This is a genomic window from Paenibacillus sp. JT31N17 (assembly GCF_056269255.1).
Window position 1 is genome coordinate 1 of the sequence record NZ_JBWDNP010000014.1, and the last position, 13,000, is coordinate 13,000.

The 13,000-nt window shown below is 53.8% G+C and carries 12 protein-coding genes; 3 read left to right on the top strand and 9 right to left on the bottom strand.

Annotation, left to right across the window (positions count from 1 at the left end; translation table 11 throughout):
- Positions 1-329 precede the first annotated feature (329 nt).
- From AC0YOB_RS29675 to AC0YOB_RS29710, 8 genes are all read right to left on the bottom strand, one after another.
- Positions 330-722 carry an FxsA family protein gene (locus tag AC0YOB_RS29675; RefSeq protein ID WP_210038533.1) on the bottom strand — a complete coding sequence of 131 codons (393 nt, stop codon included), beginning with the start codon at positions 720-722 and terminating at the stop codon, positions 330-332.
- A 1-nt stretch (position 723) separates the two neighbouring features.
- A complete protein-coding gene (locus AC0YOB_RS29680) occupies positions 724-1,239 on the bottom strand; it encodes an acyl-CoA thioesterase (RefSeq protein WP_475795988.1) in 516 nt (171 codons plus the stop codon).
- Positions 1,240-1,413: 174 nt separating this feature from the next.
- A complete protein-coding gene (gene pyk, locus AC0YOB_RS29685; protein WP_210038531.1) occupies positions 1,414-3,168 on the bottom strand; it encodes a pyruvate kinase in 1,755 nt (584 codons plus the stop codon).
- 104 nt (positions 3,169-3,272) lie between these two features.
- Positions 3,273-4,283, bottom strand: a complete 1,011-nt coding sequence (locus AC0YOB_RS29690) for an acetyl-CoA carboxylase carboxyltransferase subunit alpha (protein ID WP_475795865.1) — start codon at positions 4,281-4,283, stop codon at positions 3,273-3,275.
- Positions 4,273-5,145, bottom strand: a complete 873-nt coding sequence (gene accD, locus AC0YOB_RS29695; protein WP_475795866.1) for an acetyl-CoA carboxylase, carboxyltransferase subunit beta — start codon at positions 5,143-5,145, stop codon at positions 4,273-4,275. The genes AC0YOB_RS29690 and accD overlap by 11 nt, the downstream gene beginning before the upstream one ends.
- A gap of 41 nt (positions 5,146-5,186) precedes the next feature.
- On the bottom strand, positions 5,187-5,375 hold the full coding sequence (locus AC0YOB_RS29700) for a glutamate decarboxylase (protein ID WP_188993185.1): 189 nt from the start codon (positions 5,373-5,375) through the stop codon (positions 5,187-5,189).
- Between the two features lie 332 nt (positions 5,376-5,707).
- Entirely contained in the window at positions 5,708-6,193 is a 486-nt protein-coding gene (locus tag AC0YOB_RS29705) for a phosphatidylglycerophosphatase A family protein (protein WP_475768776.1), read from the bottom strand.
- Between the two features lie 216 nt (positions 6,194-6,409).
- Positions 6,410-10,123, bottom strand: a complete 3,714-nt coding sequence (locus AC0YOB_RS29710) for a DNA polymerase III subunit alpha (protein ID WP_475795867.1) — start codon at positions 10,121-10,123, stop codon at positions 6,410-6,412.
- A gap of 137 nt (positions 10,124-10,260) precedes the next feature.
- Here AC0YOB_RS29710 and AC0YOB_RS29715 point away from each other — a divergent pair, with 137 nt between their 5' ends.
- The 3 genes from AC0YOB_RS29715 (at position 10,261) to AC0YOB_RS29725 (ending at position 11,603) form a co-directional block, all read left to right on the top strand.
- Complete coding sequence (locus AC0YOB_RS29715; RefSeq protein ID WP_210038526.1) at positions 10,261-10,587, top strand: YtrH family sporulation protein; 327 nt, start codon at positions 10,261-10,263, stop codon at positions 10,585-10,587.
- A 3-nt stretch (positions 10,588-10,590) separates the two neighbouring features.
- Positions 10,591-11,103: a sporulation membrane protein YtrI gene (locus tag AC0YOB_RS29720; RefSeq protein WP_475795868.1), complete on the top strand. Its 513-nt coding sequence runs from the start codon at positions 10,591-10,593 to the stop codon at positions 11,101-11,103.
- 203 nt (positions 11,104-11,306) lie between these two features.
- A complete protein-coding gene (locus AC0YOB_RS29725; RefSeq protein ID WP_475795869.1) occupies positions 11,307-11,603 on the top strand; it encodes a YtpI family protein in 297 nt (98 codons plus the stop codon).
- Positions 11,604-11,635: 32 nt separating this feature from the next.
- On the opposite strand, the gene AC0YOB_RS29730 is transcribed toward AC0YOB_RS29725, so the two are convergent.
- Complete coding sequence (locus AC0YOB_RS29730) at positions 11,636-12,931, bottom strand: DRTGG domain-containing protein (protein WP_475795989.1); 1,296 nt, start codon at positions 12,929-12,931, stop codon at positions 11,636-11,638.
- Positions 12,932-13,000 lie beyond the last annotated feature (69 nt).

Here is a 13,000-nt window from a genome sequence, read left to right on the forward strand (position 1 = left end):
ACACCCGGATTGATTAACGTTGGAGCTGCACAGAAACGCTCTGTAGTTACTGCCTGCTTGGATCGTTTTCGTCCCTTGCGGGACACACTTGCCTGTTGGCGCACCCGGGATGCCTGGTGGACTTCGTCCCTAAGTAACGTGGGAGTAACTGAGTCTACCTTCAGGTAACTGCTTGCTGGAGGCTTACTCCCTCCCTAAATCCCTCCGGAGGTGGGACTCCAAGGGCTCCCGGCCCTTTGGACACCTGGATTGGATAAAGTTGGGGCTGAACAGAAACACTCTGTTGTTACTGCCCGCTTGGATCGTTTTTGTTTATGGAGAGACTTTCTTTATTTTCTATGGATAGTTAATGCGCCGCCGCGGAGCTTGCGTTCCAGCCACCGGAGAATGGCCATGCGGTAGAATGGGCGGGTGAGCGGCAGCAGAAGCGTGATGCCTACTATATCTGTCAGGAAGCCCGGAAGCAGAAGAAGCACTCCACCAATCAGAATACAAAGACCGTTTAACATCGCATGGCCCGGAGGCTGGCCCGCCTGCATCTGACGCTGCACATCCACCAGCGCTTTGCGCCCTTCCATTCTGGACAAATATGCTCCTGCAAATCCCGTTATTATAATCAGCAGAAAAGTCAGCCACCCTCCAATCAAATGGCCCACCCTAATGATTCCCCATATTTCTATGGCCGGAATGATGATGATAGCAGCAATAATCCATTTTAGCATTCTAATTCCCCTCTTCTTGATCAGTCCTGGTGCCGGATGCGGCAGCAAGCAGCTTATAAAGCTCCGGGAAAGCCTTGTCCAGTCTTGAAGGCCTCATTTCCGCATTGACCCACACATGGCGCGTGCCACCCCTTAGAAGCAGTTCTCCGGGCAGATCCGTCCCCCACATGGTTTGCGGGATTGATGCATCCCCTTCCTTTATTCTGCGGACTTCTGAACGAAAGGATAGACGGACCGGTGAAAAGTTTTCAATGGTGGTACAGATCAGGACCAGGTCGTCATACCGCGCAGGCGCCACGTAACTGCATGTCAAATCCACTACCGGTAAAAGCATTCCCTGTTCTTCGATTTTTTTGTATGGATAACCGAAAAATCGGATCAGCTCGGTTCGTCCAATCTCCATCCATGTTACATAATTACTATGAAAAACAACGCCCATCTGATCGGTTTCCTGATATCTCACCCGAAGCGGATGCAAATGCCACAGCTTGTCCGGTCGGTTCTCTGGCAATGTAATCATGTAATCACAACCTTTTTTACGTTGTTAAACTGCAAAAGGTAACAATTATCGAATGATCGCTGCAGGCCTAGCATAGGCCCATTTTAACCTTTCTTCCATTTAAACAAAAGCGATGGTGCCTGCGCACCATCGCTTTTACTTTAAGTTCCTATTATATAACAGATTTTAAATTTACAGCACCTTCGCCTGACCGGAGTAAATTACGCCTACCTCGGCATAGACGGTTACTTCCATGCCATCATGCAGCGTCTCCAGAGCGTTATGGACACCAAGAATCACCGGAAGTCCAAGGTTGAGGGCCACGATGGCCGCATGGCTGGTTACACCGCCTTGCTCGGTAATGACTGCTGCCGCTTTTTGGATGGCGGGCATATATTCCTTATCAGTCGAAACGGTGACCAGAATGGAGCCTTCTGTCGTTTTGGCGATCGCTTCCTGGGGGGTGCGCGCCGTAACGACTTTACCGGTTGCGCTCTGGCTGCCGATTCCTTGTCCTCTGGCCAGCAGCTCGCCAACCGTATGGATTTTGATCAGGTTCGTGGAACCGGAACGTCCTACCGGCACACCAGCCGTAATGACGACCGTATCGCCCAGCTTAACCAGCCCGGAATCGATTCCGCCGCGAACGGCGATATCGAACATGCCGTCAGTCGTTGTGGCGGGAGTTCCTTTGACAGGGATGATGCCCCAAGTGAGCGATAAGCGCCTCAGCACCTGCTCAATAGGCGTAACGGCGATAATCGGAGATTTTGGACGATATTTGGATACCATTCTTGCCGTATAGCCGCTCTCCGTCGAGGTGATGATCGCTTTGGCATTCAAGTCCAGTGCCGCATTGGCCACAGCCTGGCTGATCGCCTCTGTAACGGTTGTTTGCTGTGCATTGGCCTGTTTGGTGAACATTTCGCGATGATCCAGCGCCGATTCCGCACGAACGGCAATGCGGGCCATCGTTTGCACCGACTCTACCGGATATTTGCCTGCTGCCGTTTCACCCGAGAGCATGATCGCATCCGTGCCGTCAAAGATCGCATTTGCCACGTCGCTTGCTTCCGCGCGCGTCGGACGCGGATTGCGCTGCATCGAATCCAGCATTTGCGTAGCGGTAATAACCGGTTTGCCTGCGCGGTTGCATTTGAAAATCATATCTTTTTGAACGAGCGGCACTTCTTCAGCCGGAATCTCGACACCAAGGTCTCCGCGCGCCACCATCAGGCCGTCGGATACTTCGAGGATCTCGTCCAGGTTGTCAACGCCCTGCTGATTCTCGATTTTGGAAATGATCTGAATATGGCTGGCATTATGGCGCTCCAGCAGTTCGCGAATCTCCAGCACATCGCTTGCTTTACGCACAAATGATGCCGCAATGAAGTCTACATTCTGTTCGATTCCAAAAATAATGTCATTGGCGTCTTTCTCCGTTATGCCTGGCAATGAAATGTGAACGCCTGGAACATTGACGCCTTTCTTGCTTTTGATGGAGCCGCTGTTGACAACCCGGCATTGAATCTCCGTGCCATGTACGCCTTCAACCGTCAATCCGATCAAACCGTCATCGATAAGTATAGTCGAGCCTATATGGACATCGGAAGGCAAGTCCGCATAAGTTACGGGAATACGATTGCGGTCGCCAAGAATCTCCTCGGTCGTCAGGGTGATGGTATCATCCTGATTAAGCTCAATCGGTTCCTCTTTCAATTTGCCCAGCCGAATTTCCGGACCTTTCGTGTCCAGCAGAATCGCAACTGTAGCCCCAAGCTCCTGACAAGCCTGGCGGATATTTTTGATCCGGTTTCCGTGCTCTTCAAAATCTCCATGGGAGAAATTAAGACGGGCTACGTTCATTCCTGCATTGATAAGCTTCTTGGTGTTTTCCAGTGATTCGCTGGAAGGGCCGATCGTACAAACGATTTTTGTTTTACGCATAAGTAAATTCCATCCTCCGTATAATCCATTTGCTTTATTTTAGAAATATCGGTATCTGACCACCGATGTTATACATAATTTACACATTTTTATTATTAAGCCCCTCAGATCTGGGCAGATTCCACCGTTTCAACCTTTGTTTCCAAGTCCGGTTCGGACGTACGCTCCTGATATTGCCCGATTCTGCGGAATTTCTCATAACGGTCATCAATCAGCTGTTCGGCAGTCAAGCTGCTAAGCTCCTGCAAATGCCGCGTAACCGCGTCTTTAATGAACTCGGACTGTGCATGCAGATCACGATGCGCCCCGCCCTGCGGCTCAGGGATGATCTCTTCCACAATGCCGAACCCGACCAGGTCATCGGCTGTGATCTTCATCACCGATGCCGCTTCATCCGCTCTCGCTGCATCCTTCCAAAGAATGGATGCTGCGCCGTTAGGCGAGATGACGGAATAAATGGCATTCTCGAGCATCAGTACGCGATTGCCGACTCCCAGCGCAAGCGCTCCGCCGCTTCCGCCTTCACCAATCACGACACAAATGATTGGTACGCCGAACGTCGCCATCTCGCGCAGGTTGCGGGCAATCGCTTCGGATTGGCCGCGTTCCTCGGCGGTATTGCCTGGATAAGCGCCCTTCGTGTCAATGAAGGTTATGATCGGACGGCGGAATTTGTTGGCCTGCTGCATAAGGCGCAGCGCCTTGCGGAAGCCTTCGGGATGCGGACTGCCAAAGAAACGGGCAATGTTGTCCTTCGTATCCTTGCCGCGCTGGTGGCCGATAACTGTAACCGGTATGCCGCCCAGCTTGGCCAACCCGCCGACAACAGCCAGATCATCTGCAAACAGGCGGTCACCGTGAAGCTCCATAAAATCGGTGAAGATCGCCTGTATGTAATCAAGCGACGTCGGGCGCTGATGATGCCGGGCCAGATGCATTTTTTGTGCCGGAGTAAGCTCGCTGTAGAGATCCTCCTGAAGCTTGGCGCAGCGCTCCTCCAGACGGGAGATTTCCTCGCTGAAATCAATTCCCGAATCGATGCCGATTTTCTTCAGCTCATCAATCTTCTTGCGCAGCTCGCTCAGCGGCTTCTCAAATGGCAAATCAACCGCCATGGGTGTCCCCCCCTTTAACAGCATGCATATCAAGCAGCTTGCTCAGCGTCGTTTTCATATCCTTGCGGTGCACGACTTTATCGAGCTGACCGTGCTGAAGGTTGAACTCCGCCGTCTGAAAATTATCAGGCAGCTTCTGACGAATGGTTTGCTCAATGACGACCCGGCCGGCAAATCCGACAAGCGCGCCGGGCTCGGCCAAATTGAAGTCGCCAAGCATGGCAAAGCTTGCAGACACCCCGCCTGTCGTGGGATCGGTCATAACGGAAATATAAAGACCGCCGTCTCCCTGGAATTTGGCCAATGCCGCACTGGTCTTGGCCATCTGCATCAGGCTCAATATGCTCTCCTGCATCCGGGCTCCGCTGGACGTGGAGAAAATGATAACAGGCAGCTTCTTCGCATGGGCTTGTTCGATCGCGCGGGTGATTTTCTCACCGACAACCGAACCCATACTGCCTGCGAAGAAATCAAAGCTCATACAGGCAACAACGACGGGGAATCCGCCAATCGTGCCTTCGCCGGTAACAACGGCATCCCGCAGGCCGGAGCTTTTCTTCTGCGCCTCAAGCTTGCTCGCGTAGCCGGGAAAGCCCAGCGGATCGACCGACTCCAGCTCGGCGTCGAATTCCGTCAGCTTGCCTTCATCCAGCGTGATCGCGATACGCTCCCAGGCGTTCAGGCGGAAATGATGGCCGCAGCTTTGGCATACTTTGAAATTCTTCTCGATTTCTTTATTGAACTGAATGTTTCCGCATTTGGGGCATTTGGACATCAGACCTTCGGGAATGTCCGGTTTGGTACGCTGCCCGCCAGATGGGATTGTTGCATATTTTCTTTTATGAAATAAGTCCTTGAACACAGATTACACCTCTTTGGGGGCGCAGTAGTTTATGTTATCGCTCACGAGTTCAAAATATTGTTTAACATTTCCTGCACTTCTTCCAGTTCTCCGGACGGGACCAAGATTTCGTATTGTTGTTTGGACACGTTAATCGGTCGGATCTTTACGAGAAACCCTTCCTGCGTCAGCCGGTTTTTGATGCTCTCCGCAATTTTTGCCGTAGGCGCGATATAGATAACCGTCCACATGAAGGAACCTCCTGAACTTGGGTAAGAAGAATATCTGGCAACGTTTTCCGGCGATGTCAGGTTTCTTCCCTCAATAAATCATGGGTTAAGCAAATTTGCAAACTCTAAACCTATTCAATCCGATAAATCCATTTTCGCCAAAACATGCACCTGCGCAATCCCTGCTCTATTATCCTGCTTCTATATGCTGGCCTAGCGCATCATTCACTTGGTAATACCACGTCACCTGGGCATATGATCTCATAATGATAGCATATGTTTAGTTTTCACCGCAACGGCGCTTCGGGGGAAGCAGTTCCCCCGTGCCTCAATTCCTGTAAATTTCATTGCGGTCATGGAATATCATACCGGTTGGCTTTGGTGTCCTGGTGGGCGATTCGGGCCGATGCGGCCGCGGCCAGGCCCGCGACAAGATCATCGAGAAACACATGAATGCCCTGGCCTTTCTCATTGAGCTTCTTGATAATTCCAGGCTTTACTTTGTCCAGATAGCCAAAGCTGGTCAGCCCGATCATCCCGTAAACATTGGTAATGCCAAGAGCCAGCGTTTCGTCGACGCCATAAAGCGATTCATCCGCTTCCATAATGGCCTGCAGCGGCTCCGGCAGGAGACCGCGCTCTGCCAGCTCATCCAATGCAATGCCCGTAAACAGCACATACTGCACCTCGCGCTTGGACAGCACCGTCTCCACGCTTTCTTCGCATTCCTGAATGGTCAGCTGCGGGTTGTACGGACTTTGCAGGGACAGGACAATTTCTGCAATGTCCATTGTGGATACGCCTCGTTTAAGCAGCCATTTTTCCATATCGGATGACATTGATGATCCCCCCGCGGTCAGCTTGTACGAAATGCAGCAACGGCCGCCTGGCCAGAACAGGCGTGTATTCCCTGCGTCGTCAAGCAGCTAAATAGGTGCTTCGCGCCACGGGCATTCATCATGCGTCGAGCAAACCAGCGAAGCTCCATGTCTCCTAAATGTATGCGGGCGGAAAATAACATGTGCATGAATTTCTTAAGAAGATTGCAGCCCTTTTTACTTCACGACCGCCGAGCCTCTGCCAAAAAGCGATTCAATTTGCGTGAGCAGCTGCGGAGAAGGCTTCACCCGGTATGAGGCGCTCAAGGCAACCGTCTTCTGCTCGCGTTCATAGAACAGGACCGTTTCAAGCGGTCCCGAACTGCCCGCAAGCAGCGACTTGAGCCGCTCAAGCGCATCGGGCGCCTCGCGTCCCGACGCTATCTTGATATACACCCGCTGCTGCTTCTTCTCAGCAGCCTGCACAGCCGGACGCGCGACGGGACTGCCTGCCGATCCGCCTCTTGCAGAATCCATCCGCGGTTCCCTGCCAGCGGATGCGCCTGATGGAGCTGCCGGCTTCGCCGAAGCAAAATTCGTGGACGCCTTCGTGGTGTTCGCCGCGGGTGGCGTCTGGCCCCCCCCGGTTCTTGTCAAGGGTGCAGTGCGTGCCGCCGCATTGGAGCTTCCGCGGGATGACTTGCTGCGCCCCTGAAGCTCCAGCCGCTGGACCTGTCCGGCCAATTCGCCGTCCGTATGGCCTTCGAGCGGAATCATATCCTCCACAATCAGCTTAAAATCATCATCCTGATGCTGCACGGTCGCCAGCATAATCACAAGACCGCCCGGGCTGATTTGCTGGGCATACCGCTTCCACGAGGTGGGGAAGACGACCGCTTCCACCCGCATTATCCGGTCCTCTATTTCCAAAAAAGCCATTGCCTGACCCTTGCGGGTTGTGAACGGCTTGACAGACACAATCATGCCCGCGATCAGGGCGCTTCCGCCTTCGGAGGCTTCCGCAAGCTCGACGAGCCGGTCAAGCGGAAGCGCCGACAGCTGCTGCTCATAATCATCAAGGGGGTGGCCGGATAAATACAGTCCCAGCAGCTCCCGCTCAAAAGCCAGCAGCTGACCGGTTGTAAACGGCTGTACCTGGGGCATTTCCACATCCCAGTTCTGGACCTCGTCAAAGCCGAACAGCTCGATCTGCAGCTCTTCCCGCTCCTTGCGCCATTTGAGCGCCGCCTCAACGGTCTCATCAAGAGCAGCTACCAGCTGCGCTCTATGGTCGGCAAGACTGTCGCAGGCTCCGGCCTGAATCAGAGATTCAAGCACCCGCTTGTTGACGACGCGAAGGTCGACGCGCCGGCAAAGGTCGAGCAGGCTGTCGAAGGGACGGTCGGCACGCTCCTTCAGCAGCGATTCGATCGCCTGCGTTCCGACATTCTTGATCGCGGCAAGACCGAAGCGGATCGCTTGGCCCACCGGCGTGAAGCTGACATGGCTTTCATTGACATCGGGAGTGAGCACCTCGATCCCGATCCGGCGGCTCTCATCGACGTATTCCGCCGTTTTCCGCAGATTTCCCGTTACGGAAGCCAGCATGGCCGCCATGAAAATGACCGGGTAGTTGGCTTTCAACCACGCGGTCTGAAAGGCCAGCACGCCATAGGCTGCCGCATGGGCGCGCGGATATCCATAATCCGCGAAACGGACAATCATATCGTAGACAAGATTCGCTTCTTCAGCCGTATAGCGCTGCTTCAAGCTGCCTTCGACAAAATGCGCCCGCTGTTCGTCCAGCACCTCCCGCTTCTTCTTGGAGACAGCGCGCCGCAGCAGATCGGCTTCGCCAAGGGAAAAACCGGCCATGGATGAGGCAATTTGCATGATTTGCTCCTGATAGACAATAATGCCGTACGTATCGGCCAGTATCGGCTCCAAGTCAGGATGCGGATATTCCACCATAATCGCACCGTGCTTGCCTTGTATATATTTGGGGATAAATTCCATAGGTCCCGGGCGGTAAAGCGCCACGACGGATATAATATCTTCAAATTCCGTCGGTTTCAGATCGCGCAGTACACGTCTGATGCCGGAGGACTCCAATTGAAAGATGCCTGTCGTCTCGCCGCGCGTCAGCATCGCATAGGTAGCGGGATCGTTATCCGGAATAAATCGAAAATCCACCGTAATGCCATGCTGGAGCTTAACCCAATTCAGGGCGCGCTCCAGAATCGACAAGGTACGCAGGCCAAGAAAATCCATTTTCAGCAGGCCGATAGCTTCCAGATGCTCCATCGAATACTGCGTCAGCGCCGCCTGCTCGCTTCCCGTCTGCAGCGGTACATAATGCGTCAGCGGCTCCCCCGATATCACGACCCCTGCCGCATGGGTGGAAGCATGGCGAGGCATGCCTTCGACCTTCATAGCCATCTGCAGCAGCGCCTCCGTCTTGGGCTGCCGCTCGCTGGCTTCCCGCAGCTCGGAGCTGACGCGAAGCGCTTCGGCGAGCGTTACGCCAAGCTGATGCGGTATCAGCTTCGCGGCGCGGTCCACCTCGGCGAACGGCACCGCCATTGCGCGTCCGACATCGCGGACCGCCGCCTTCGCAGCCATGGTACCGAAGGTAATAATTTGCGCAACATGATCTTCGCCGTATTTCGCCGACACGTAGCCAATTACTTCATCCCGGCGCTCATCATTGAAATCGATGTCGATGTCGGGCATTGAAATCCGTTCGGGATTGAGAAAACGCTCGAACAGCAGCTTGTATTTCAGCGGATCCACATCCGTAATCCGCAGGGTATAGGCAACCAGACTCCCCGCAGAGGAGCCGCGGCCAGGGCCGGTGCGGATGCCCTGCTCATGGGAAAAGCGGATAAAATCCCATACGATAAGGAAATAATCGCTGAAGCCCATGCTGTCAATAACGGAGAGCTCATAGGCAAGACGATCTTCAGCCCGCTTCCGGTATTCGGGATCGGATTCCCACCGGGGCTGCGCATTATAACGCGTTTCCAGACCTTCCGAGCACAGCAGGGACAAGTACGAGGCCGAAGTCATCCCTTCCGGAATCGGACTGAAGGAAGGCAGAAGCGCCCGGCCGAATGTCAGCTCCAGCTTGCATTTATCGGCGATATCCAATGTCCGCGCAACTGCCCCGGGCGCCTGGCGGAACAGCGAATCCATCTCGTCGCCGCTCTTGAGGTACATCTGATTGGTCAGCATCTTCATCCGGTCGGTATCTTCCATTGTCTTGCCGGTTCCGATGCAAATCAGCACATCCTGTACGGCTGCGTCCTCCGGAAGAATATAATGGACATCATTGGTCGCAACCAGCGGAATGCCTGTTGTCTTCGACAAGGCGATCATTTCCTGAACCACTTTCTTCTGGTCCAGCATGCCGTGATCCTGCAGCTCCAGATAGAAATCATCGCCGAATATATCCCGGTAGCGAAGCGCCGATTTCATCGCTTGCTCCGGCCGGTCATGGAGCAGGTGCTGCGAGACCTCCCCGCTCAGGCAGGAGCTCAGACAAACCAGCCCCTGTGAATATTTCGCCAGTGATTCCAGATCCACCCTCGGTTTATAATGAAATCCTTCCAGATGGGCGATCGATGTCAGCTTCATCAAATTGCGGTAGCCTGTTTCATTCTTCGCCAGCAGGATCAGATGGTAGGTCGGATTATCCTTGCGCGCGCCTTTCTCAAAGCGCGAGCCTGTGGTCAGATAGACCTCACAGCCGATAATGGGCTGAATTCCCTGCTCCCTGCAGGCTTTATAGAATGGAATGGCGCCGTACATGACCCCGTGATCGGTCAATGCCAGCGCCTTCATGCCGAGCTCTTTGGCCCGTCTAACCAGATCCCGAATCCGAGCCGCACCATCCAGCAGGCTGTATTCGCTATGAACGTGTAAATGTACAAAGTTCGTTTCGCCGCTCATCGCCATCTATTCCTTCCCGTTAGTCGATGCATCATTTTATATCATTTTATCATATTGAAGGCGTGCACGCCCATACAATGAAGTAGGGGGGACGAGCGTTCCTCCCGAATCCGCCAGAGGCAGGTGTAGCGTCAACGATGAATCCTCTATTAGCGAAAGCCATCATAGATTTCTTTATCGCTTTCGGCGTTGTATTCGGCGGCTCGATGCTGGCGGGCATCGGGTCTGTCTTCGTACTCATGCCGCCCGCCGCGATCATGCTGAAAACCGCCTCCCAGCTTAAAATATGGGCCCTGGTAGCTGCCGTTGGAGGCTCCATCGATCCGCTCCGTGTAATCGAGAGCAATTTTATGGAGGGCCATCTTTCGCCGGTCGCCCAGCAAATCGCTTTTATTATGTGCGGTTTTCTCGGCGCTCACCTGGGAACCGAGCTTATCAGATGGATGTGCAGAGGGGCGGTCTAAGGCATGAGAGTCCCCCCATTCGAGCGTTATGTCAGATTCTCGCAGGGGGCTGCCCTGCTTGTTGTCGGAGCGATTATCGGAGCGGCCGTATATCAATCGATTTTTTTTACGAGCTTCAATTCTTTAAAGAACGTAACGATGGAGATGGAAGATAAGCTGCAGCAATACGAGGATGATATTAAAAGACTCAATCAATTCAAGGACCAGCATACCGTTATCAAAAGCATCCAGCCCGTCCTCGAGGAAGCGAGGGAAAAGCCGGTTTCCCCGCCGCTGGATGAATTAACGAAAAACGAACTGAAAAAACGGATCAAGGAGGATCTTAGCGTCTTGATCGGACGAAGCATCTATGATATTGACTCCGATGCCAAGCTGGCCCGCCTGCTGCTCGAAAGAAAGGTCTATATGGGCGTTCACGGAAGCAATTATAAAGTTGAAATCAAGACCATGCTCGTTGTGGATAATGTCCTGAGGGTCTGGTTCGTTGCCAGGCAGCTCGCGCTGCCGCCAGGATAAAGCCCATGAACACGGGCGGCCATCTTGAAATGAGCAGCACTTGCATGCCTGTTTTTCTTTCGCAAATCTTGACTCCCCATGCGCTGATATTGCTGCGGGCTCTCTGCCAAACCCCAGGCTCGCACATTTCGCAAGCACGGTTTGCTTATGATACAATGGGGCTACTATTCTATCGTTTTTAAAAGGAGCTGCTTAAACCCGCTATGGTTGCTACCCTGCATTGGCTGTTGCTTGCTTTGATTGTATTTACCTCGGTGCTTTCCGTCACCTTCAGCTTCAAATCACGCCGGTCAGCCGACCCGCGGACAAGAGGGATGAACGCCGCACGCACCAATATCTGCATGGGGATCATGCTTGTACTGATTGCCTTATTCTTCATGCTGGCTTACAGCGGCTCCACGATCAAGGTGGTGTTCGGCGCGCTGTTTATCGTGCTGGGGCTGTTCAATCTGTTTGCCGGTCTGCGCAATCACAGTGTATACCGCTCGATGAAGTCCTGACCAATTGAACGGCTTCAACTTAAAAAAGTCCATCAGTACGGATCAATCAGCTGTACCGTCAGCATAGCCTTTGCGGCCAGACCGCCCGGATCATCGACCTCCACTTCGAGCTTGGCGCTTTTACGGCTTAATTCCAGCAAGCGGGGAACAATTACAACCTCGCTCTCAAGCTGAACCGGACGGACAAAATAGCTCGTCATACTCTCGATCACATGATCATGCTTGCCAAGCTCGCGGATAAGACTGCGGGCCGCCTGCGTCATGAGCGTGACGAGTACGCCTTCGGAGATGGTTCCAAGCGCCCCCGACATCTGCGGAGTAATTCTCCCCTTGCAGCTCCAGTCCCCTCCCGACCCCTTCAGCAGCTTCTCGAACCCGGCACCGATCAGATCGTCAAAGGTATCTCCAGACTCCTGCTGTTTCCCGGTGTACCTCATCGCCTCCAGCACCTCGCTGCGGCTGATCGCGGCCAGCAGCTTGCGGTTCTTGTCCACTATCGGCAGCAGATCAATGCTCTCCGCCGCCATCGTATGCGCTGCGGATGCGATCGGGATATTCGGCGCGGCCGTTATGGGGCTGCGCGACATCAGCTTGTCCACCAATTGCGTATCCATGGCCCCCTCTGCATCTTTAGCCGTCATCATGCCCACGACGCGACCGCGTTCATCCAGTACGGGAAAACGGGAGCCTCTCGTCCGTTTGGAGAGCCGGTAGAAATCCGCAGCCGTTTCGCCAAGGCGCATCGTCACGACCGGCCTGCTGTAGGTGACGATATCCTCGACCAGCATGACTTTCTGCCGGATAAGCCGGTCAAACATCGCCCGATTGATCATGGACGCGACAGTGAACGTATCATGCTTGGAAGAAATGATGGGCAATCCGAGCTTATTGGCCAGCTGGGTGACTTCATCGCTGGTGCCGAAGCCGCCCGTGATCAGAACGCCTGCGCCCTGCTCCAGCGCGATCCTGTGGGCTCCTTCCCGATTGCCGACGATCAGCAGGCTGCCTGTATCGATATAACGGATCATGGCAGCCAGCTCCATCGCCCCGATGACCAGCTTATGCAGCGTTTTATCAAGTCCCGCCGCGCCCCCGAACAGCTCGCCTTCCACAATCTCCGCGACTTCGCCAAAGGTGATCCTGTTCTGCGCGCCTCTTTTTTTACGCTCAATCCGAACCGTTCCGATTCTCTCTTTGGTATTGACCAGACCCAGCGTCTCCGCTTCCTTGATCGCTTTATAGGCCGTACCTTCACTGACAAACAGATCATCCGCCATCCTGCGCACAGACAGCTTGGTACCTACTTTCAATTGTTCAATATAGTGCATTAGCCGCTCATGCTTCGTCGGCGTGTCCTGCCCTTTTTCCCCGGAAGTCACCTGTGCTGCCCCCTCTCC